The organism is Bacillus sp. 17RED48, from assembly GCF_019837545.1.
GTDB classification, from domain to species: Bacteria; Bacillota; Bacilli; order Bacillales; family Bacillaceae_G; genus Bacillus_A; species Bacillus_A wiedmannii.
The window spans coordinates 579,174-601,444 of the sequence record NZ_JADAXG010000003.1 but is presented as its reverse complement, the minus strand read 5'-3'; the positions used below and the strand labels follow the sequence as shown (position 1 = coordinate 601,444).

The window sequence follows — 22,271 nt, the reverse complement described above, 5'->3', positions numbered from 1 at the left end:
GCTTTTTCTCTCATCATATACTTTCTAAACAACTCTATAAACTATTCTAATTATGTGCTTCACTTTCAAATTTTTGAGTTGCCACTTTTTTAGGCATAAAACATGCAAAGATTAATGCTACGAAAGATAAGAATAACATAAATAGATACGCATCACTTGAGCCGAAAATAGAAGATAATTTCGCTAGTTGAATAGCTGTAATGTTTCCTTTTTCCAAAGATAACTCTGCAGCATGTGAAGTTGCTTGAGTCGTATATATAGTAATAACAACTGCTGTTCCAATAGCACCGGCTAATTGACGAATCGTATTATTTACCGCTGAACCATGTGAACCTAATTCTCTAGGTAAAGCATTTAGTCCTGCTGTATTTAATGGCATCGAAATAAAGCTTAACCCAATTCGTAAAATAATAGTGCGCACCATTACATACATATACATTGTGGATTCAGTTAAATCAATTACACCCCACATCGAAATAATATATTAACCCTGTAATAAAGAGTGGTTTTGCTCCGTATTTATCATACATTTTACCTGTAATAGGTGATAAGAATGCATTAATAACAGCTCCAGATAATAGAAGTAAACCTGATTCAAATGCGGTAAAGCCTCTTCCGTTTTGTAAGTATATCGGTAAAAGAATTAAATCAGCATACATAATCATCGTGATGAGTACGTTTATCATTGATGTAAGAGTAAAAATTTTATACTTAAATACGGATAAATTTAATAGTGGATCGTTACACTTTATTTGGCGTAAGCAAAATAAAGTGTAACAAGTACCCCGGTAATAATTGTTGTAATAACAATCGGATGATCCCATCCCTTACTTCCTGCACTACTAAATTCAAATAAAATACAACCAAAATCAATCGTTGATAAAATGACACTTACAAATATCCAATCTTGCTTTTGTCGTATCTGCAACGTTCATTAAATATTTCAGTGCAAGAATAATGACGATTAATACAAATGGAGCTAAATAAATAACTATCTAGCATTTAATTCCTATTTCGCTACGTATATTGGGATAGTACCAGATGACTATCAACTTAAGAACGGAAGCTTACGTTTGAACATAATATCAAATTTAGATGAGCAAGACTATTTCAAGTGAATAGAATGTACTCTTTCAGAATACATAAAATATATATACACAAGCTTAGCCTGATTACTTCATCATTAGTGAAAGTAGGATTATATAAATTTTGGAGGAAAAGTTATGCAAAAAAAGGTTCTCCTGTTTACAGATTTGGGGATTGACGATGCGTTTGCTATACTGTACACCTTTTTTCGTAAAGATATTCAACTTGTAGGAATTGTAGCCGATTATGGAAATGTATCAAGAGAAAATGTAATAAGAAATATTAACTATTTGAAATACATTGCGGGAAGAGAAGAGATACCTGTATTCCTTGGTGCTTCTGTACCATTGACAGGTATCTTGATTCAGTATTTCCCTGAGGTACATGGAAAAGTTGGATTAGGGCCTATTATTCCACCTGAAATTTCATATCCAGTTTATCCTTTAAATGATATTTATCAAGTTATAGAATCAAATTTGGAAGATCTTACAATTATCAATTTAGGAAGACTTTCTTCGCTAGCTACGACTTTTGTATTGAATTTAGAAATAATGCGAAACGTAAGAGAATGCATTTGCATGGGGGGAGCTTTTTTCTATCCAGGTAACGTAACTGCTGTAGCTGAAGCTAACTTTTACGCCGACCCTTATGCAGCAAACTTAATTCTGCAGCATGCACAGAATTTGACAATTATCCCGTTAAATGTGACTCAACATGCGATTGTTACACCCGAAATGGTCCAACAAATCGATGCATTTCATCGAAATACACAGGATCTTGCAGGGCTCATCCTCAAACCTATGTTAGACTATTATTATAATTTCTATTCCAAGTCTAATCCTGGTATAAGTGGAAGCCCTATGCATGATTTTGTAACAGTGTGGTATTTGCTGAATCAAGAGGCTGTTGGTCTTTCAAGAGTACCCATTAAAGTAATTCCTGATCAAGGAGAAGGATTTGGTCAAAGTATTGCAGACTTTCGTTTTGTTACTAATCCAGGCTATAAAACGCATAATGTAGCTTTTCAGTTTGATTATGAAAGATTCAAGAAAGATATTATGGAAACGTTCTTAAAGAAGAGAGTGTAATAGACTTTATTAACTTCAGATAATACGGATTATGTGAATGAAATGCCACTTCACTTAACGTACAGGAAATCTACTTTTTATATTTCTCATTCAATTAAAGTAACTATATCTTAAAAAATCATAAAGTGTCCTATAGCACTGATTTATAATTTTAACCCTCTTTTTCATCACCTTTGCCATTTACTGAGAATCAGGATTTTTTTCGCTTGCAATTTATCAACGATATTAGAATAATCTTTCTCCTTACGATTCTGGCTTAAATTATATGCAGCTTGAACTTCTTGCACTTTAATTTTAAATCCAACAATTCCTTTTACTTCTCGTTCTAATAACTAAGGAGAAAGTTCATCCCATAAAACTATATTTTCACGATTTTCTTCATACTTTTTTAGCATCATTGCTAGTTCTTCTATTAATTCATCTATCTCTAAAATGCTTGCTGTACCCTATACATGAATGGCCTGATAATTCCATGTTGGAACTTCTTCCTTTCTATACCGAAAAGAGGAAATATAAGCGTGTGGTCCTTGAAACACACCAAGCACATCTCCATGATCCCCGAATATTTCCAACCGATTATTTCCATAGGCCATATGCCCAATAATATAGTAATCATCACCTTTTTTATTTAACCCCAAAGGCAAATGAATGGCAATTGGTTTCCCTTGTTCTGTTATGACAATCGTACCAAAAGAGTTTTTTTAAAAAATCTCATCAAAATCTCTAATCTTAAATTTTTTTGGAATATACCCCCTTTTAACAAAGTTATTTAAGTGTTTTAGTCATTATAAAGTCTATTTGTTCTTCATCACCCATATAAAAAGAGTGGGCTCCAACTTGGACAAACCCCATTTTCTTATAAAAAGCAATAGCATTTTCATTCTTTTCCCAAACGCCTAGCCAGATTTTCTTTTTATTATGTTCAATTGCAATTTCAATCGCTCTATTTAATAGATGTTTACCAAGCCCATGTTTTTGAAACGTGCTTTTTATATAGATCCTCTCGATTTCAAGTGATTCATCACCCATTTCTTCAGACTGAGCGTCATTCGTATTTACCTTTACATATCCAGCGACTTCATTATTAAAATACATAAAATAGAATTGCGAAGAAAGATTGGCTAATTCTTTTTCTAATTGTTTTAAGTTTAATGCCTTTTCTAAATAGGCATTCATATTTTCGGGTGAATTTTGATGCTTAAATGTCTCATCGAATGTTTCATAACTAATTTCTTGAAGCTTATGTAAATCTTCAAGAGTACACTTTTTTATAGTCATCTACATATGTCACTCCTTTATATAATCAATAAATTCTCTTGTTCCCCTTTTTTACAAAATCCCAGTCTTTTTCTACATTTCCTCTTACTCTTTGAAGAAGCTTGAAAATAGTTTCTACTTCTTTTTCGGAAAATCCCTCCAATGCAACGGCATTGGAATAATCATTTTCTCTTTTTATAAAGGGATACACATTTTCCCCTTTCTCAGTTGGAAAGAGTTTTTTTATTTTTTTGTTATGTTCATCTTCTTTCTTTTCAATAAAACCATTCATTTCAAGTTTTTTTATAGCACGAGATGCTGTTGTTCGATCCACTTTTATCATCTCAGATAGCTTTTCTTGAATGACACCTGGGTTTTCACATATTCGTACAAGGTACAAATACTGCCCTTTTGTCAGCTCATATTCTTTAAATTCTATATTACTTATAGAATTTAAAGCCCTTGCTATCATTCCAATTTCGCGAAGAATTCCCTTCATAAGTAGCTCCTTATTACGTATTTTTGTTGCAAATGCAATAAAAACGATAAAAAACCCATCCATTTTGAAAAAAGATTAAACAAAATGGATGGGTTTCTTTTATGGAAGAATTCATTGTTTCCTAAAAAACATATTGATGAATATTTTAAACTATCCGGATTAAAATAACACCCGTAATCATAACAGTTAAACCAAATATTTGTAATTGTTTTGTTCAAAATACCTTCTTCGTTTTTGTATACTCATTGTATTTTATACAGAAATTTAATTACTTTTCAATTCCCGATTGAATTAACTTTTTATTCAATACATCTATAAAAATTATGATGGCTTTATACCTTTAATATACCTTTGTATTATCATCTACATTCTCAATCCTAATAAATTCAAACTCAGCTTCATATCCCTCTCCTTGTGGACTGCAAGTATAAATACCAACTTTCATATAATCTTTTTCCTCAAAAAGGTGAGTCATTCTTATTTGCTTCCATGAAACGCCGTCTATTGAATAATCAACATAGTAATTATTACCCTTTCTTGTTATTCGATAGTAAAGGGAATTCAAATCTTCCAAAAATTCCTGACTAGACCAATCAGAGTATCCATTTTTTGTTACAACAACACCTAATTTACTATTGTCATCCGGTATATACTCAACAGATGTCTTCAACCACGTATCTTTTGAAAATCGAACCATTAAACCTGCTTGATCATATCTGTTTGCTGGTTTAGAGTTTACTTTCGTGATCAATCTAAAATCTCTATTTAGTTCATAGTATAAAAAATGACCATTATCAAATTGAAATTCATAGTGTGTTTTTTGCCAGAAATCTGTCTCTTTATCAGGTTTGATTATTAACTTCGATTTATTCCTATTAATCTCCCAATCTTTAGGTGGAGAAAACCATTTTAAACTTTTATCAAATTCTAAATTATTAAATTCCTCTATTAATCTATATCGATTGCACATTAACAATATCTCCTTAACCTTTTATATTTATTATGAAAAAGTATTTACACAGTAAAATTATTTAATCTTGATATGTGACCTTCTAAAAAAATCTCTTCCCGGCTTCATCATCTTAAATAATTCTTTATTCCCCAAAACTTTTATAAGCTATTAAACTTCATCTCAAATCAATGTCTTTCTCATTTAATAATTTCTATTCCTCTCATGTATGGACGCAATACTTCTGGAACTATAACAGAGCCATCTTCTTGTTGGTAGTTTTCTAAAATAGCTGCTACTGTACGTCCAATAGCCAATCCAGAGCCATTTAGTGTGTGCACCAATTCTGGTTTAGCTCCATTTGTACGACGGAAACGTATACTTGCACGACGCGCTTGGAAATCTTCACAATTTGAGCAAGAAGAAATTTCACGATATACGCCATAGCTTGGTAACCAAACTTCAATGTCATAAGTTTTTGCAGCTGGAAATGCCATATCAGCAGTACATAATACGATTACACGATAAGGTAACTGTAACAATTGCAGAACCTTTTCGGCATTTGTTGTTAATTTTTCTAACTCATCGTATGAATCTTCAGGTTTTGTATATTTAACCATTTCAACTTTACTAAATTGGTGCTGACGAATTAACCCTCTCGTATCGCGTCCTGCACTACCGGCTTCAGAACGGAAACATGGAGTATTCGCCGTAAAATTAATAGGTAACTCTTCACCTTTTAAAATTTCATCACGATAATAGTTTGCTAATGGTACTTCCGCCGTTGGAATTAAAGAATAATTTGTGTCTTTTAAGGTGAATACATCTTCTTTAAATTTTGGGAACTGTCCTGTTCCTAATAAACTATCGCTATTTACGATAAATGGCGGAATCACTTCTGTATATCCGTGTTCTTCAACATGTAAATCTAACATAAAGTTGGCTACCGCTCGCTCTAAACGTGCTCCCAATCCATTGTAATAGACGAAGCGGCTTCCCGTTACTTTTGCTGCACGCTCAAAATCTAGTAATCCTAATTTTTCAGCAACTTCCCAATGTGGTTTTGCTTCAAATGAAAATTCACTTATTTCTCCCCACTTACGTATTTCAACATTATCATCTTCTGATTCCCCAACAGGCACTGTTTCATGAGGTAGATTTGGTAATGCTAACAATATTGTATTTACCTCTTCTTCTACATAACGCAATTCATCATCTAACGATTTAATATTGTCTCCCACTTCACGCATTTCACTAATAAGTTCATCGGCATCTTGTTTTTCACGCTTTAAATTCGCAATACGTTCAGATATTTCATTACGTTTACTTTTTAACTCTTCTGCTCCTATTAACAATTCACGACGCTTTAGATCTAATTCTTCAAATTTATTTAATTCAAGAAACTCTCCACCACGAGTAATTAATTTTTTCTTTACCCCTTCTACATTTGTACGTAATACTTTTACATCTAACATGGCTTATCTCTCCTCTAATTAAGTAACTAATCTTTTTAAAATTAGGTTGTGTACTACAAAAACACAAAAAACTCCCGTCCCTATAAAAGGGACGAGAGTTAACCCGCGTTGCCACCCTAGTTAAAAGCACAAAAATATATGCTCTCCACTTAAATTATTAACGGCTTTTATCCGGAAACGATTATTAACTTCACATCGAAGTGTTCCACATTTCGCTCAAGGACGGATTCACAAGTTCCTTCTATCGGTTTACACCACCCACCGACTCTCTAAAAGAAAAAATACTTGTTACTATTTCCTTTCATCGCTTTCAAACAATATACATTTTAATTATCACTACTTTACAATAATTCTGTTTATTTATCAAGGGATTATTTTCAGTGAATAAAATATATTCATAATTAATTTACACACTTATATTTCCCAATATTCTTACGATATTATTTCTGAAGGGGATATTCCGGAAGAAATAATAGGACAATTGAAGATAGTAAATTAAAAATAAGTTGATTCAATCAGCTTATTTTTTTCATTCCTTTATCTTCTCCAGTCCAAAGGGTGGTCTTTGTTTCAGCATCAGCGATAAGATATTTTATCTCTAAAATCTTTTTCCGTTTTTGTCCATGATGCTATTAAGTAAATTTATCCATTAAACATCTGGGCATACATAAAAAATAATAGCAACTACTAAAAATAGAGCCGATTTCTTTATCTTATAGGAAATCGGCTCTATTTTTAGTTATTGATTTAGTAATAGAAAACACCTTTTAAGATAACTATGTTTATACTATAGACGTTGATCTTTCTGGAAGTTTAAACGAAAATGATCTTCATCATTATATACCCCAAATTCATACCCTTGCTCTTTATAAAATTTAATAATTTCAGGAAGAGCTTGTAATGTTTGCGCCTTTTCATGCATTAAAACAACTTCTACTTCTTCTGTTGTTTGTTTCTTTACATTTTCGATAATCTGAGTTGGATTATCTTTTAATTTCCAATCATTTGAGTCTATTGTCCAATCCCAAACTTTTATTGCTGCTTCTACAATTTGATTACGAATTTCCTCACCCTTTAATCCTGGTGCAGATCCATATGGCGGACGAACTAGTTTAGGAGTTGTACCCGTAATATTATGGATAAGAGCTAACGTTTCTTTCATCTCCGGTACAAATTGTCCTTTTTTGTATAGCTTATCACTGTTATGTGTCATACTATGAGCACCAATATAATGTCCTTCTTTTACCGCTCTTTTTACATTTTCCTGAAAACCTGTATTTTGTAAATTGCTACCTTGCATAAAAAATGTAGAGGCAACATTTTGTTCTTTTAGTACATCTAAAAATTTCCCAGTTAATTCGCTAGGACCATCATCAAATGTTAAATAAACAACTTTTCCTACCGGTTTTCCATCAGGTCTTTTTTGTTTTGTCGGTGGTGTTTCCTTTTTCTTTTCTTGTTGTTGCGTATTAACTTGTTTCATATTTTCCTTAGCTACTCCCTTCGCTGAGATAGAGTTCCATTCCCCTATTAAAAAGAATGTGAAAAAGGTCGTTGCTAAAACAACTCCTAGAGATATTATTACCTTAGTTAATCGACTTGTTTTTTTCTTACTTTGTGATTCTTTCATTATTTTTCGATCCTTTCCCTATTAATTTTCATATTCATTATTTAAAAGGTTGAGCCTTTACTCGACTGAATCATTCGTTTCAACCGGTATTTACAATAAATAGATTAATAGAGACGGATAAAGATAAAATGCAGATAATGTCGAAATCAGTTAAAGAATAGCGTATTGCATTCACTCTTTAGAAAAATATTTGTTTCTAATTTGAAAAATGGATATACACCCAAAATAAAAAATACTACTCTTCCTAATTAAGATTTAGAAAGAATAGTAATTTTCTATTTGCCTATTTTATTACATAATAAAATAATTAATAATGCCGTCCACAATACCTTTTTGCGATTTCGCTTGGAATTCTTCTGAATTCATTCTTTTTTCATCACTCGCATTAGATGTAAATCCTAATTCAATTAAGATAGATGGAGAAGGATTTTCTCGTAAGACAAGAAAATCACTGCCATGAACGCCTCTATCTCGGCTGTCTATATTTTGATCAAAAATGGCTTCTTGTACGATCTTAGCTAATTTTTTATCTTTCCTTTTATTAGATCCATAATGAGTTGTTATTCCTTTTACATTTGTATCCTCAAAAGCATCATGATGAATGCTAATATAAAGATCCGCCGCATATTCTTTCGCTACTTTGACACGAGCTTGCAATTCTTCCCTTTGTTTTGTTTCTGGAAGTAAACTCGTATCTTTTTCACGTGTTAATATAACTTTTGCATCCGTTCTTTCTTCTAATTCTTTCTTTATATTTTGTGCTACTTTTAAATTAAGTTCTTTTTCAATCGTTCCAAATTTCTTTCCTTTCGTCCCTCTATCTCCTCCACCGTGTCCCGGATCAATTACAATTGTTTTTCCTTTTAATCGTAGATTCTCTTTTGATATATTTTTGTACCCTTTAGCATGTATGAAACTAACGCCTGTACCCATTATTATTATAATAAGCAAAAGCAATATCACTCTTTTTTTCATTTTAATAATCTCCTTATCAGCTTTTCATTCCGTTTCTAATGAAAATAGTAATGAATGCTAATAAAGATAAAATGCAGATAATGTCGATTTTGTTTAAAAATGATAAAAACGTGTAGAACGGAAATTCTACACGTTTTTATTCAAATAGAAGAAAAATAATACGCCATCTTCTGTATTCAAAACACCATATCCCGCACCATGTAGCTCTAAAATATTCTTTGAAATAGCAAGGCCTAATCCTGTTCCACCTTTTGAACGTTGACGTGACGTATCTCCTCGATAAAAACGATCCCATATTTTTTCTAAATGTTCTAGTTCAATATGTGCTCCTTTATTTTCTACACATACTTTTACACGTTCATTCTCTTCTATTGTAGAAATAATGATAGTCTCCTGTTCTGGTGTGTAACGAATTGCATTCGTAATAAAGTTAGTTATAACTTGTTCTATGCGATGTTGGTTTGCAACAACTTCAATTTTAGAAAGTTCTTTATAAACATGTAATTGCTTAGCTGTTATATCCGGGCTTAATTGTTCACATATATAATCAATCATCTCATCAATATAGAAAACATCCATTTCCATTTTATACGTACCAGATTCGAATTTTGCTAACTCCAGCATATCAATGATGAGCATATCCATTTTATCTACTTCTTTTGACATTGCTTTAAAGTAATACTCCTTTTTATTACTAGCAACACCATCCTCCAAAATTGAAATACAGCTCTTCATAATACTTAAAGGTGTTTTTAACTCATGTGAAACACCCGCGATAAATTCTTTACGTGTATTTTCTAATTGCTTTTCTTTCTCTATATCTTGCTGTAATTGATGAATATACGAATGCAAAGCTTTAGAAAGTGTGTTAATATTTTGTGATAAATCACCTATCTCATCCCTTGTAGTAATAGATATCGTCTCTGAGAAATCTAAACCCGCAATTTTTTTTGTAGTATCATTTATTTGTAATAATGGCTTGGCGATTTTTTTTGAGTAATAGAACGATATTAAAACAATTAAAATCAGTACAAAGATAATTAAATATACGTAATAATCCTTTATCATTTGCACTGCTTCATCAACTGGTTGCAATGATGTCATAGCAAATATATAGTTTATCTTACCCTCTGCGTCTTTTGTCGGCTTGATTAATAGTTTATATTTAATATCATTTTCTTCGTAATCCATTATTTCTATAGAAGTAACATCATTAAATTTTTAATCCAATAATAAATCAACCTGAAATTGTTTTATTCTATCTATAAGCACACGATTTCCATATATAAAATTCGTTCCTACAGTCCCCTCCGGTAATTGCACGTTTTGAATGATTCCTGCTAAATATAATTGTGAACTTTCTTTTGAAGATACAGCTTTTGGCCCATACAATCTTTCTGACAGTTGCTTGTTCTCTAGCCCGACATTCTTCTCTTTTATTGTTAACATCGCAGGGACTACTATATCCCCCTTCTGTACTCCATCGATAATAATATGACTCCCTTGTTCTAAACTATATTTCATCCTTTGTATATCTTCTAAATTGATAAAACTATACAACGGTATGTGAATGGAACGTTCAGAAAATCTCTTATTTTCGTTAGGGTCTAATTGAATTTCTATAGAAAAATCATTTGCATATTTTATATTACCTACACGATCTAACGTTGTAATCCATGTCGCATTCTCTTGATAGAAATTTTGTTCCAATTCTTGAATTGCTTTCGCATCATCTCCAGCTTTTACATATGCTTTTTCAAAGGATTGAATATTTGTTTTAATATCATTAACTTTTCGATTTGCGTAGTATTGCTTAAAAAATATAGTTTGTCCAATAAAAATAGTTACTAAAATAAGTGTGTATAATGCTGTTGTTAAAATAAATAACTTTAATACAATTCCTTTTTTCATACTTGTCCCTCAAATTTATTACCAGCACGCACAACAGTTACAATACAAGCTGCTTTTTGTCCTAATTTATGACAAAAATTACGAATATGACTATTAATAGTGCGATCATCTGCTCCTAGTTAAAATCCGAGTTGAGTATCATCCTCATCTATCCGAGCCTTTAACATAATAATAGGTACATTAGATTTCTTCCGAATTCGCCGACAGACCGCCCAACCATCTAATTCTGGTAACATAATGTCTAGAATAATTAAATGTACCTCATGCTCTTCAAATATAGATAATGCTTCTTTCCCATCAATCGCCTCTAAGACGTTATACCCTTCGTTTAATAAGTAATTCTTCATAATCTCACGTAAAATATCTTCATCTTCTACAATTAATATTGTTTTTTGCATCCTTTATCTTCTCCACGATTCATTTTATGGTTAGGAAGAAATAGTTCATTTTATATGTTAACCAATTAGAAATCTTTCACTATTTCCGTCACTACTACATACAACATAGTTATATCTAGATAATAGCATGACGGTATAAAGATAAAATGCAGAGATAGCCTTACTATTGAAATTCCATTATAATTTTGTAATTGGAATAAATTTGAATCACATAAAGAGCCAGAAAAAATAATATGATTTGGAGGTATCACGATGAGCCTTTTAATTAGAAAGTTAGAAACAAATGATTTAGACAATCACCCAGAGATTGATGACAGTTTTATAGTGAATGCTCGGTTAATTCTTTCTCTTTCAAAAGTAAGTAGACGCATAGAATATACAGTAGAAGACGTTCCGAGTTATGAAAAAAGTTATTTACAAAATGATAATGAAGAACTGGCGTACAATGAATATATAAATAAGCCCAATCAAGTAATTTACATAGCACTGTTACATAACCAAATCCTCGGATTAATAGTATTGAAAAAGAATTGGAATCACTATGCTTACATAGAAGATATAACGGTGGATAAAAAACATCGTACACTCGGGGTTGGTAAAAGATTAGTTGATCAAGCAAAGCAATGGGCAAAAGAAGGCAACATGCCCGGTATCATGCTTGAAACGCAAAATAATAATGTCGCAGCATGTAAGTTCTATGAAAAATGTGGATTTGTAATAGGCGGATTTGATTTTCTTGTTTATAAAGGTTTGGATATGACAAGTGATGAAATTGCAATTTATTGGTATATGCATTTCAAATGAGAATAGTTTATAACGTTAAAAAACTCAAAATAAAACCCCAATCTCTCCATATTAAAATTGAGAAATTGGGGTTAAGTTATTTAACAATAGTTTTCATTTAAAACAAGTAGCTAATTAATAATCCTGCTGATAATAAGAAGCCGAAAATCGTATTTGTCATCGCTGTTGATTTCATTGCGATGCGCATATACCCGGGATCTTTTGCTCCTTTTTGGAAGCTTTGAATAGCAGAGATTGGCTTTCTCAAACCTAGGAACATAACTAATGCCCAAGGGCTTATATAACCCATCAATACAATCACCGCGATCCATAAATAAGCAATGAAAAAGGCTACAGCTAGTGTTACTATTGCTTTTTCTCTCCCGAGGAGGATTACTAATGTCTTTCTTCCACCTTTAATATCTTCTTCGATATCTCGGATGTTATTAGACATGTTAATTGCACCGACTAAAATTCCAATTGGAATGGAAATCAATACACTTTCAATCGTTATCGTATTCGTTTGAATAAAGAAAGCAATGAGTACAAAACATGTCCCCATTAACAATCCAGAAACTAATTCTCCAAACGGAGTGTACGCAATTGGTAATGGACCACCTGTATATAAGTAGCCAACCGCCATCCCAATTAAACCAATAACGACTAACCACCAGCTGCTATTCATACAAATATAAACTCCAATAAGTGCTGCTACTACATACAATAAAAGCGCAACTGTTAACACATTTTTTGGTTTCAATCCATGACGGACAATTCCACCACCGATGCCAACAGAATCAGCGGTATCTAATCCACGTTTGAAATCATAGTACTCATTAAATAAGTTCGTTGCTATTTGCAATGCTAAACATGCAACCATCATCGCAATAAATAAAAGCCAATGAATGTCTGTAACATACAGTGATGCTACTGTTCCTAAAATTACAGGAGAAAACGTCGCCGTTAATGTATGCGGGCGCGTCATCTTCCATATTAATTTAGCGGAACTAATTTCTTTTTCATTCCCCATAACGCTGTTCAATCTCCCTACCTTTTAAGTATAAATGACTAGCAGTATCTTTCTATCTATTTTCTGCTTCACATCTATTATATCAAAAAAAGAATTGGCGATAGAACTTTAATGCTCTTGCCTGCACCATAACTTTGCATCAAAATATCATTTTTTCTAATATGGGGTGGTACCCCTAATACCCCATAAGAAAAAGAAGAGGTTGAACCCTTTAACGTACAGGGCGTTCCATATATCATTGTAAAAGATCATGAAAATAACATTCAAAAATTAATTCTTGGATTCAGCACTCAATCATTAGAAGAGGCTATTTTATAATAATCATCCCAAAAAAAGAAACGAACAAAAATGTTCGTTTCTTTTTTATGGTGTTTAATGCTCAAGAAAACTTATAACCGCATAAGTATATAGAACGACTAGAGCAAAGGCACATATTCCCATAATTATAATCGCTAGTGCGCTTTTCTCTTGTCTAAACCCTATAATGCCAAGAATAAATGCACTCAACATTGTTACCTTAAGCATTGTAGAAAGGTTGGGAATTGAATATCCACTCAACCAGGTAGAGAAACTTACAATTACAGAAAAAGAGAACAAAGTTAGAACAATAGATAATATATTAATGTGCTTCCCATACTTCAGTTGCATTTCGCTAGCCTCTTTTCATTAGTGAATAATAGGTAGGTGATTATATTTTTTATTTTATTCTAAATTTTTCTTGAAAATCTACAACAAAAAGAAGAGGTTGTCCCAAAAGTCGCTGAGTAGTTACTTTTAGGCAACCTCTTTTCTTTATTTTTTACTTTCCTCTAGTTTAGAGATACTTGTTTCTTTTTCAGGTAACGTATCAACAAAATCCTTTTGAGATTTTAATAGGTCAGATTGTTGTATCCAAGCCATAAGATCATCTAAAGATTTACGGGCTTCTTTTACATCGCCAGTAATATCATTCATGTTCAACTTATTAAATGTAGCTAAAAATTCTTGTTGAATCTCACCTTGCAATGCATTGGCTTGCTTTGTTAATTCTTTATTTTCATCACTTTTTTCCTTTTGAACTTATAACTAGTTTTTATTATGTCTATTTACAAGGAACTGATTATGACAACTACATTAAATTTTTCAAAAGAAAATCCGTTGCTCAAATTCGAACAACGGACCTCCTTTATATGAACCAATGTAAAACATCCTCGGCAATCTCTTCCGGTCTATCCCAATGCATTAGGTGCCCTGTATCTGTATAAAGCTTAGTCGTAATATCAATATGCTTCCTAAATTCCGCAATCTGCAATTCTCTTATTTCTAAATAATTATGTGGAAGATCACAATACAATAGTAAAATATCGCTTTTAATTTTATGAGATTTCAATGTCTTATACACTGTATATTGAAACTTAATTACACTTCTAGCGGTATCGCCAGTAGCATGCCATTTCACTTTATTATCTTCTTCTCTCATTAAATCATAAACCGCACGCTCTATTAATGGCGACCATCTAGTGTAAACCATTTTTTCTGATTGGATGAACGCTTCTTTACTGTCAAAAATATATTCATCAAAATCTTTCTCATAATGGGTGATTTCTTCTTCTAATGACCGAGGTGGGCACTCTCCTTCTTTCGCACCTTTATATAGCTCCGCAAAATAATTTGCATTCATTTTACCATGATGATAACCACCATCTAACAAAACCATTTTATTCACTTTGTCTGTACATTCTGTTGCATAGTGAAGCGCAACGCTTGCTCCCCATGAATGCGCTATTATATGAAATGTTTCTTTTCTTATTTGCTCAAGTAATGCTACTACCCAATTTGTTAAATGAGATGCACCGTAATCTTCATCCTTCCCAAAACTTCGTGTTTTCCCATGTCCAGGTAGATCAAACGATACAATATGATATTTATCCTGTAAAAGTTCCGCTATTTCTATAAAACTTAATTTTGTACTTCCTAAACCATGAAAACAAATGATTTGAGGATTACTTTCATCTCCCCATTCACAAACACTTGCTTCATATTCACCAAATTCTACAAAAAAGTGATTCATTTTTAATCTCCTCTAATTGTTAGATGTAAATTAGTTTGTATGCAAAATCGTTTTTTCTAAATGAATAAACTCAGCAAAATTATCCAAATCCCTTTTTCGTAAATGATTTTATAGAATCCGAGAGTTAACTCTCGTTGAAAGCACCCAACGGTTATCATTTCAGTTAATGGTTAGACTACATCTTCACGCCTATGAAATTAATATAGTTTAATAGTTGTAATATGCGTTTATCATATGTGTGATTTTTTAAAGTTCTATCCAGTCCATTTTTTGCAATTTGTTTTCTTTCTTGTACATGTTCCAAATAATACTCTGCTTTTTGTATAAAATCTGGTGCACTGTAAAAGGTTTCTATTTCAACACCTGGTATGTAATGCTTTGCTACATCTGGGCGTATATCAGTTAATTGAAAAGAACCTACAGCATTAATTTCAAACGTCCTATTGTTTACTGAATATGCTTGGATGTTTGCAGCATTACAATTCAATTCCTGATCATTTGGTGAACGGTGTAAATTTATATTGATTTTAGTTGATACGTAAAATTGTAATGCATCTTCATACTTTGCAAGTGGCAAGATTTGTATTTTATTCTTTAACCTTTCATAATTCTTTAACTTCTCCCAACCGAATCCCACAATTTTTATGTTTTTTTCTACTAAATACTCTGAAATAGAATCAACAAAGTTAATTCTATTTTCAAATGCTGTACCTATAAAACTAAGATCATACTTATATGTATCTTCTTTTTGAGAAGGCTTAAACACATCTTGATTTGCTGCTAACGGGAGATGAAACACATTATTACATCCTAACCCCCTATAAAACTTGATACAATTTAAATCTTGCGTAAATATGTAATCATAATACGGAACAAGATTTTGTGTTACATCCGTATAATACGGATCATCTGTCAACCAAATTCCAGTAGTAAAACCTGCACTCTTTAGGACTGGCATGACACTAATACATCCCTCGTTTAAACCACTTAGTACCAAAATAAAATCCGGTTTCATTTTTAATGCAGTTTCTACCGCTCGTTCTGGGTTCACCATAATTGTATTACTGTTTACCTTTTGTAAACTATTCAAAATTGCTTCTTCGATCATTGGGTAATAAAAAGGAATTCCTGATTGGATAAATAAAATTTTTTTAGGCGTATTATCTTTCATGTCATCCCCCCTATTTCTACATAATCAAAGTGCGCAAAAATTAGCAGTCTTTATTCATTTTATGACATCTTACTTTACATGTATAAGCAACGTTTATGTCCATTATGTTGAACTCCTCTCATTTTGGAAGCTGGCACAAAGGGAATAAAACTAGGTCATATTCAGTCCAATTATTAATAAAACATGGTACATAAAAAAAGAGCCAATTCACATGAGTTGGCTCTTTCTTATCGTATAAAACTTCAATAGTTACACTAGCTAAGTTTTACTTTTGTAACCCTTTAATAATGGTATCTGTATTCCATTTCATCATTTTCAAGTAAGTATCTCCATCCTCACCTGATTTACCTAGTGAATCTGTAAAAATTGTACCTGCAATTGGTACGTTTGTTTCTTTTGAAACAGTTTCCATGCTACGTCGATCTACACTTGTTTCAACAAATAAAGCTGGCACTTTGTTTGTTTGAATTACACTTACAACATCTCTAATTTGATCTGGTGTACCTTGATTTTCTGAGTTGATTTCCCAAATGTATCCCGTCTTAATGCCATATGCTTTTCCAAAATATTTAAATGCACCTTCACTAGAAATTAAGAAACGTTTTTCTTCAGGGATTTGATGAATTCTGTTGACTGTCTCATCATGTAATTTTTGAAGTTCCGCTACATACTTGTCGGCATTTTTAGTATAGAACTCTTTATTTTTAGGATCTTCTTTAATTAATGCCTTCTTCACATTTTCAGCGTATACAATACCATTTTTAATATTCATCCAAGCATGTGGATCTGGTTCTTTTTCTAATCCTTTTGTTTCTAAATAAATAGCTTCTACACCTTCACTTACTTTATAAACAGGTGCATCTTTCTCTGATTTATTTGCCGTTTTTAATAGTTTTTTAAACCATGCTCCGCCCTCTTCTAGGTTTAACCCATTGTAAAACACCATATCTGCATCTGTCATTTTCATAACATCTTTTGGTAGTGGATCATATTCATGTGGGTTAGCTCCAATTGGAACAAGACTATGAATCTCAACTTTATCTCCACCAATTTGCTTCACCATATCATATATAATGGAGTATGTAGTTACAACTTTTAATTTCCCACTTTTCTCTTCTTTCCCATTTGTGTTACTAGAACACGCTGTTAATGCAAATACGAAAATACAAAGTATTGATAATAAAACATTTTTGAATTTCATCTTTATCCTCCAATCAATTATGACAACTCTGCTCTATTTTTTCTAATTTTGATAACTCTCCAAAACAAACCTTGTGACGGTGAGAAAAAGAATGCCAATGCGAATAAGAATGTTGCAACAAGAACAATCGTTGCACCTGAAGCAAGATTATAAGAGAAACTAAAATATAGCCCTACTACAGATGAAAGTGCACCAATACCTGCCGCTAAATAAATCATGACCCATAAACGGTTTGTTAATAAATACGCTGTAGCCGCCGGTGTAATAAGCATAGCGACAACTAGAATAATTCCTACAGTTTGAAGTGAAGCAACTGTAACCATTGTAAGAAGAATCATTAAGCCGTAATGAATCCACTTATTTGGCAACCCATAACTTTGCGCCATCGTTGGATCAAAAGTGGATACGAGTAGTTCTTTATAAAACAAAATCACAAGACCAATAATGACAACTCCAATAATAAGTGTCATCCACATATCGGAAGAGCGAACTGATAGCACATTCCCGAATAAAATATGATACAAATCCGAACTACTTTTCATAAAGGTAATTAAAATAATCCCTACAGCGAAAACAGATGTAAACATAATCCCTATCGCCATATCATGTTTAATTCGACTATTTTGACTTACAAACCCAATTCCGACTGCTGTAATAACACCTGTTAAAACCGCTCCTATAAAATAGTTCATACCAATCATATAAGAAAGTGCTACCCCTGGAAGAACAGCATGCGAAATGGCATCCCCCATTAAAGCCATACCTCGTAAAATAATAAAACATCCAATTACGCCGCAAATCACTCCTACCATAACGGAAGTTAATAACGCTTTCTGCAGAAAACCGTACTGCATTAATGCATCTATAAATTCTATAATCTTCATGATGAATGTACCTCCGCTGCATTATTAAACAATATGCCGTGATTTACATACGCTTTTGACATAACAGTTGGTTCTAGTACTTGCCTTACTTCTCCGTAATGAATTAAGCTCTTATTCAATAATAGCAATTTATCAAAATACGATTCTGCTTTACTTAAATCGTGATGTACTACGACAATTGTTTTCCCTTCTTTGCGTAATTCTCTAAGGATTTTAATAATTGTCTCTTCACTTGTTACATCAATTCCTACAAATGGTTCATCTAGGAAAAATATTTCTGCCTTTTGTGCTAATGCTCTCGCTAAAAAGACCCGTTGTTGTTGTCCACCTGAAAGCTCACCAATTTGACGATTTTTAAATTCCTCCATACCGACTTTTTTTAGACATTCAAAAGCCCAATCTCGATGCTCTTGCTTCGGTCTTTTCATCATCCCTAAAGATGGATACGTTCCGATTAGTACCACATCTAAAACTGTAATCGGGAAATCCCAATCTATATCACTTCTTTGTGGTACATAAGCAACATGCTTTCTAGCACTTCGAATATCCTCTCCAAGGACTTGAACATATCCCTTATCACTTGGAATTAGATCTAAAACAGCTTTCATTAAAGTAGATTTCCCCGCACCGTTTGGACCAATAATTCCAACGAGCTTCCCTTTTTCAATATCGAAGGAAACATTTTGAACTACTTGATTCCCTTGATAAGATACAAACAAATCTTTGACAATTATAGCCTCATCCATTTTTTGTGCATTCCCCTTTCTTTTTTTCATCTATATAATTATTTTGCACTAAGGCAACTTTCAAACAAAAAAATATAATGCGAATGTAAATTCACACCAAAGTTTCCTTAAGGAAACTTTTTTATATGAGTCAAATTATATAATCTAGATGCAAATTTGTAAACTTCTTTTTATTACTTTATGAATATATTGTGAAAACTTGCCTCTAAAAAACAAAAATATCAAACTTTTCTCAATTCATTTTGACACACATATTAGCCAATGCTAATATGAATAAAGAATAACATATTAGTAATTACTAATACGAATGGAGAGGATACAATTGTGCAACTCAAATGATTCAGATGTAAAAGCCAAGTTCATCCGTGGCTTTGCTGATAAAACAAGATTACAAATTCTTCAATGTATGATGGATGGTGAAAAAACAGTATCTGAAATTGTGGAAATCACGCAAGGAAATCAGTCAAATATATCTCAGCACTTAAACTGTTTAAAAGGATGCGGAATCATCCTAGGTAGACAGGAAGGAAAATACGTCCACTATTCCTTACGCAATAAGCAAATTGAACAGTTACTCACTATGTTTGATGTCGTTTTTCATGAAGTACAAAATGAAGTAGCATCATGTGATAAAAACGATGCTTGTTTATCTCAAAAAGGAGAAAACTGTCATGACAAATAAGAACGAGAAGGAAAAACAAACTTCGTCATGTTGTTCTTCAAAAAAAGAGATTCCAGTTGTTTCTATTGCTAAGAAAACTTCTTGTTGTAGTACTGAAAACAAAACTATAAAAGAAGAGATTCCAAAAGAACCTTCATCATGTTGCTCCTCTAATAAAGAGATTCCAGTTGTTCCTATCACGAAGGAAACCTCTTGTTGCAGTAGTAACAATGATTCTATAAAAACAGAAAATAGTTCTTCCTGCTGTTCATCTGAATTAGCTCTAGAAAAAGAACAAACGACATCAAAGTCTTCTTGCTGTAGTGACAACTCATGCGAAGATGCATCTCCTACTCGTGCTACTCAGAAAATAGTAGGAGACAGTGTACAAACATACGTAGTGGACGGAATGGATTGCGGGGCGTGTGCCTTAACAATCGAAAAACATCTACAAAATGTTTCAGGCGTAGAAGAAGTTCGAGTAAACTTTGCTACTGGAAAAATGCATATTCGTCATGACCGCGATGTGGATGACATTATAAAAGAAGTGTCTAATGCAGGGTTTGGGGCTTCCTTAGCAGGAGCCCGCAGAGGGTCCGCTCCTGTTCAAAAAGCTAAAAATACAACTTTAATTCTTTCAGGATTATTTTTAGCTTTAGGGTTTGGAGGAAGTTTTACAAACATATCACCTCTTCTTATTACACTTCTCTATGCGGCGAGTATCGGTATCGGTGGTTATAAACCTGCTAAAAGCGCCTTTTATGCAATTAGAAGTAAATCACTTGATATGAATGTTCTTATGATATCAGCTGCAATTGGTGCTGCATTAATTGGTCAATGGCTAGAAGGTGCAACCGTTGTTTGGCTATTTGCATTAGGTGCAACTTTGCAAAATAAATCAATTGAACGTACACGAGAATCTATTCGCGGATTAATTGATTTAGCACCGTCAGAAGCTTGGATAAAAGTTGGAACTGAACTTATAAAAAAATCTGTAGATGATATTGCAGTGCATACAACAATTGTTGTAAAACCTGGTGAAAAGATCCCATTAGACGGCACAGTTACAGGCGGCACTTCTACTGTAAACCAAGCTCCGATAACTGGTGAATCTATCCCAATTGATAAACAAATTGGTGATTCCGTATATGCGGGGACGATTAATGAGGAAGGTTCACTTGAGATTACAGTAACTAAACTCGTTGAGGATACTACGTTATCTCGAATTATCCACCTTGTAGAGGAAGCCCAGGAAAAGAAAGCACCGACAGAAGCATTTGTGGATCGTTTCGCAAAAATCTATACACCTATCGTTTTTGTATTAGCAATCGGTGTCATGATCATCCCTCCCCTTCTTGGTATGGGTGAATGGATTTATAAAGGGTTAGAACTTCTTGTTGTTGCGTGTCCTTGTGCTTTAGTTATCTCAACTCCTGTTGCAATCGTATCTGCAATAGGAAATGCCGCAAGAAACGGTGTACTCATTAAAGGTGGTACTGCACTAGAAATTGCAGGTGCATTAAATGCTATTGCATTTGATAAAACAGGTACATTGACTGAAGGAAAACCAAAAGTAATGCATGTGCGAAGCTTAGATTGTACGGAAGATGAATTACTATCCATTGCCGCAACAATTGAAGAATATTCTAATCATCCCATTGCAAAAGCCATTACAACATATGTGAAAGAACATCAAACTTCTCTTCAAAGCGGAACAGATTTCCGCGCCATTGTAGGAAAAGGTGCACAGGTCACGATAGATGGCAAGACCTATTACGCTGGAAATAAAGCATTATATGAAGATTTTGGTGTTTCACTTCAAATGTGGAACGAACCAATCGAAGAAATGCAAAGAATTGGTCAAACCGTAATACTTGTTGGAACGAACAAAGTGATTTTAGGAATGATTTCAGTAGCAGATTCCATTCGCTCTACGACTTATGAAACGATTCAAGAATTAAAACGAGCAGGTATTCAGGAAACTGTTATGTTAACAGGAGACAATGAAGGAACAGCTGAACATATTGCACAGAAAGCAAAAGTAGATCGTTATTTTGCTAACTTACTTCCAGAAGATAAAGTGCATGCTGTAAAACAACTTCAATCTGAAGGAAAAACAGTAGCTATGATTGGAGATGGTATTAATGATGCCCCCGCCCTCGCTACTGCAAATCTAGGAATTGCTATGGGCGGTGCTGGAACTGATACAGCAATGGAAACCGCAGATATTGTATTAATGGCAGATAATCTTGAAAAACTTCCGTTTACGATGAAACTTAGCCGGAAAGCATTGTACATTATTAAACAAAATATATGGTTCTCATTGATTATTAAATTTATTGCCCTTGCCTTTATCTTCCCAGGCTGGCTTACTCTTTGGACGGCTGTCCTAAGTGATACAGGTGCTGCGCTTATTGTAATCCTAAACAGTATGCGTTTATTACGAAACAAATAATAAGATGCGGGGCTACCTAGTA

The 22,271-nt window shown here is 33.1% G+C and carries 18 protein-coding genes, 4 pseudogenes and 1 other annotated feature; of the genes and pseudogenes, 4 read left to right on the top strand and 18 right to left on the bottom strand.

Annotation, left to right across the window (positions count from 1 at the left end):
• Positions 1-46: 46 nt before the first annotated feature.
• Positions 47-995 (bottom strand): annotated as a pseudogene (locus ILT06_RS15895) (MFS transporter); the annotation flags it as partial.
• A 228-nt stretch (positions 996-1,223) separates the two neighbouring features.
• On the opposite strand from ILT06_RS15895, the gene ILT06_RS15890 reads away from it, so the two are divergent.
• Positions 1,224-2,174 carry a nucleoside hydrolase gene (locus tag ILT06_RS15890; protein ID WP_064475746.1) on the top strand — a complete coding sequence of 317 codons (951 nt, stop codon included), beginning with the start codon at positions 1,224-1,226 and terminating at the stop codon, positions 2,172-2,174.
• A gap of 180 nt (positions 2,175-2,354) precedes the next feature.
• On the opposite strand, the pseudogene ILT06_RS15885 reads toward ILT06_RS15890, so the two are convergent.
• The 9 genes and pseudogenes from ILT06_RS15885 to ILT06_RS15845 all read right to left on the bottom strand — a co-directional run bounded on the left by ILT06_RS15885 (position 2,355) and on the right by ILT06_RS15845 (position 11,268).
• Positions 2,355-2,857, bottom strand: a pseudogene (locus ILT06_RS15885) (FMN-binding negative transcriptional regulator).
• 82 nt (positions 2,858-2,939) lie between these two features.
• On the bottom strand, positions 2,940-3,452 hold the full coding sequence (paiA, locus tag ILT06_RS15880; protein ID WP_098102417.1) for a spermidine/spermine N(1)-acetyltransferase: 513 nt from the start codon (positions 3,450-3,452) through the stop codon (positions 2,940-2,942).
• Positions 3,453-3,477: 25 nt separating this feature from the next.
• Positions 3,478-3,930, bottom strand: a complete 453-nt coding sequence (locus tag ILT06_RS15875) for a MarR family winged helix-turn-helix transcriptional regulator (protein ID WP_064475747.1) — start codon at positions 3,928-3,930, stop codon at positions 3,478-3,480.
• Positions 3,931-4,270: 340 nt separating this feature from the next.
• Complete coding sequence (locus ILT06_RS15870; RefSeq protein WP_064475748.1) at positions 4,271-4,900, bottom strand: DUF1349 domain-containing protein; 630 nt, start codon at positions 4,898-4,900, stop codon at positions 4,271-4,273.
• Positions 4,901-5,079: 179 nt separating this feature from the next.
• On the bottom strand, positions 5,080-6,354 hold the full coding sequence (gene serS / locus ILT06_RS15865; protein ID WP_064475749.1) for a serine--tRNA ligase: 1,275 nt from the start codon (positions 6,352-6,354) through the stop codon (positions 5,080-5,082).
• Positions 6,355-6,438: 84 nt separating this feature from the next.
• Positions 6,439-6,668 (bottom strand) — a binding site (T-box leader).
• A 473-nt stretch (positions 6,669-7,141) separates the two neighbouring features.
• The gene (locus ILT06_RS15860) at positions 7,142-7,984 is read right to left on the bottom strand and encodes a polysaccharide deacetylase family protein (protein ID WP_064475750.1); all 843 of its coding nucleotides are present in this window, start codon (positions 7,982-7,984) and stop codon (positions 7,142-7,144) included.
• A gap of 291 nt (positions 7,985-8,275) precedes the next feature.
• The gene (locus ILT06_RS15855; protein ID WP_064475751.1) at positions 8,276-8,959 is read right to left on the bottom strand and encodes an N-acetylmuramoyl-L-alanine amidase family protein; all 684 of its coding nucleotides are present in this window, start codon (positions 8,957-8,959) and stop codon (positions 8,276-8,278) included.
• Between the two features lie 126 nt (positions 8,960-9,085).
• Positions 9,086-10,870, bottom strand: a pseudogene (locus ILT06_RS15850) (sensor histidine kinase).
• Positions 10,867-11,268 (bottom strand): annotated as a pseudogene (locus ILT06_RS15845) (response regulator). The pseudogenes ILT06_RS15850 and ILT06_RS15845 overlap by 4 nt, the downstream one beginning before the upstream one ends.
• A gap of 252 nt (positions 11,269-11,520) precedes the next feature.
• On the opposite strand from ILT06_RS15845, the gene satA reads away from it, so the two are divergent.
• Positions 11,521-12,072: a streptothricin N-acetyltransferase SatA gene (satA, locus tag ILT06_RS15840; protein WP_222655281.1), complete on the top strand. Its 552-nt coding sequence runs from the start codon at positions 11,521-11,523 to the stop codon at positions 12,070-12,072.
• A 97-nt stretch (positions 12,073-12,169) separates the two neighbouring features.
• On the opposite strand, the gene menA is transcribed toward satA, so the two are convergent.
• From menA to ILT06_RS15800, 8 genes are all read right to left on the bottom strand, one after another.
• Positions 12,170-13,081, bottom strand: a complete 912-nt coding sequence (menA, locus tag ILT06_RS15835) for a 1,4-dihydroxy-2-naphthoate polyprenyltransferase (protein WP_064475753.1) — start codon at positions 13,079-13,081, stop codon at positions 12,170-12,172.
• A gap of 372 nt (positions 13,082-13,453) precedes the next feature.
• On the bottom strand, positions 13,454-13,729 hold the full coding sequence (locus ILT06_RS15830; protein WP_001176332.1) for a hypothetical protein: 276 nt from the start codon (positions 13,727-13,729) through the stop codon (positions 13,454-13,456).
• Positions 13,730-13,873: 144 nt separating this feature from the next.
• Positions 13,874-14,086, bottom strand: a complete 213-nt coding sequence (locus ILT06_RS15825; protein WP_064475754.1) for a hypothetical protein — start codon at positions 14,084-14,086, stop codon at positions 13,874-13,876.
• Between the two features lie 160 nt (positions 14,087-14,246).
• Positions 14,247-15,131 carry an alpha/beta hydrolase gene (locus tag ILT06_RS15820; RefSeq protein WP_222655280.1) on the bottom strand — a complete coding sequence of 295 codons (885 nt, stop codon included), beginning with the start codon at positions 15,129-15,131 and terminating at the stop codon, positions 14,247-14,249.
• Positions 15,132-15,306: 175 nt separating this feature from the next.
• Positions 15,307-16,302, bottom strand: coding sequence for a CgeB family protein (locus tag ILT06_RS15815; RefSeq protein ID WP_222655279.1), 996 nt, complete (start codon positions 16,300-16,302; stop codon positions 15,307-15,309).
• Positions 16,303-16,567: 265 nt separating this feature from the next.
• A complete protein-coding gene (gene mntA, locus ILT06_RS15810; protein WP_064475757.1) occupies positions 16,568-17,503 on the bottom strand; it encodes a manganese ABC transporter substrate-binding protein/adhesin MntA in 936 nt (311 codons plus the stop codon).
• Positions 17,504-17,520: 17 nt separating this feature from the next.
• Positions 17,521-18,387 carry a metal ABC transporter permease gene (locus ILT06_RS15805; RefSeq protein WP_088046750.1) on the bottom strand — a complete coding sequence of 289 codons (867 nt, stop codon included), beginning with the start codon at positions 18,385-18,387 and terminating at the stop codon, positions 17,521-17,523.
• Complete coding sequence (locus ILT06_RS15800) at positions 18,384-19,133, bottom strand: metal ABC transporter ATP-binding protein (protein ID WP_064475759.1); 750 nt, start codon at positions 19,131-19,133, stop codon at positions 18,384-18,386. Before ILT06_RS15800 ends, ILT06_RS15805 begins: the two co-directional genes overlap by 4 nt.
• A gap of 322 nt (positions 19,134-19,455) precedes the next feature.
• On the opposite strand from ILT06_RS15800, the gene ILT06_RS15795 reads away from it, so the two are divergent.
• Both ILT06_RS15795 and ILT06_RS15790 read left to right on the top strand, forming a co-directional pair.
• Positions 19,456-19,815, top strand: a complete 360-nt coding sequence (locus tag ILT06_RS15795; protein ID WP_000336202.1) for an ArsR/SmtB family transcription factor — start codon at positions 19,456-19,458, stop codon at positions 19,813-19,815.
• Positions 19,805-22,249, top strand: a complete 2,445-nt coding sequence (locus ILT06_RS15790) for a heavy metal translocating P-type ATPase (protein ID WP_222655278.1) — start codon at positions 19,805-19,807, stop codon at positions 22,247-22,249. The genes ILT06_RS15795 and ILT06_RS15790 overlap by 11 nt, the downstream gene beginning before the upstream one ends.
• Positions 22,250-22,271: the final 22 nt, after the last annotated feature.

Excerpts from the sequence above, each read along its gene's own strand:
- ILT06_RS15890 (WP_064475746.1), top strand. The coding sequence starts at position 1,224 with ATGCAAAAAAAGGTTCTCCTGTTTACAGATTTGGGGATTGACGATGCG.
- paiA (WP_098102417.1), bottom strand. The coding sequence starts at position 3,452 with ATGACTATAAAAAAGTGTACTCTTGAAGATTTACATAAGCTTCAAGAA.
- ILT06_RS15875 (WP_064475747.1), bottom strand. The coding sequence starts at position 3,930 with ATGAAGGGAATTCTTCGCGAAATTGGAATGATAGCAAGGGCTTTAAAT.
- ILT06_RS15870 (WP_064475748.1), bottom strand. The coding sequence starts at position 4,900 with ATGTGCAATCGATATAGATTAATAGAGGAATTTAATAATTTAGAATTT.
- serS (WP_064475749.1), bottom strand. The coding sequence starts at position 6,354 with ATGTTAGATGTAAAAGTATTACGTACAAATGTAGAAGGGGTAAAGAAA.
- ILT06_RS15860 (WP_064475750.1), bottom strand. The coding sequence starts at position 7,984 with ATGAAAGAATCACAAAGTAAGAAAAAAACAAGTCGATTAACTAAGGTA.
- ILT06_RS15855 (WP_064475751.1), bottom strand. The coding sequence starts at position 8,959 with ATGAAAAAAAGAGTGATATTGCTTTTGCTTATTATAATAATAATGGGT.
- satA (WP_222655281.1), top strand. The coding sequence starts at position 11,521 with ATGAGCCTTTTAATTAGAAAGTTAGAAACAAATGATTTAGACAATCAC.
- menA (WP_064475753.1), bottom strand. The coding sequence starts at position 13,081 with ATGGGGAATGAAAAAGAAATTAGTTCCGCTAAATTAATATGGAAGATG.
- ILT06_RS15830 (WP_001176332.1), bottom strand. The coding sequence starts at position 13,729 with ATGCAACTGAAGTATGGGAAGCACATTAATATATTATCTATTGTTCTA.
- ILT06_RS15820 (WP_222655280.1), bottom strand. The coding sequence starts at position 15,131 with ATGAATCACTTTTTTGTAGAATTTGGTGAATATGAAGCAAGTGTTTGT.
- ILT06_RS15815 (WP_222655279.1), bottom strand. The coding sequence starts at position 16,302 with ATGAAAGATAATACGCCTAAAAAAATTTTATTTATCCAATCAGGAATT.
- mntA (WP_064475757.1), bottom strand. The coding sequence starts at position 17,503 with ATGAAATTCAAAAATGTTTTATTATCAATACTTTGTATTTTCGTATTT.
- ILT06_RS15805 (WP_088046750.1), bottom strand. The coding sequence starts at position 18,387 with ATGAAGATTATAGAATTTATAGATGCATTAATGCAGTACGGTTTTCTG.
- ILT06_RS15800 (WP_064475759.1), bottom strand. The coding sequence starts at position 19,133 with ATGGATGAGGCTATAATTGTCAAAGATTTGTTTGTATCTTATCAAGGG.
- ILT06_RS15790 (WP_222655278.1), top strand. The coding sequence starts at position 19,805 with ATGACAAATAAGAACGAGAAGGAAAAACAAACTTCGTCATGTTGTTCT.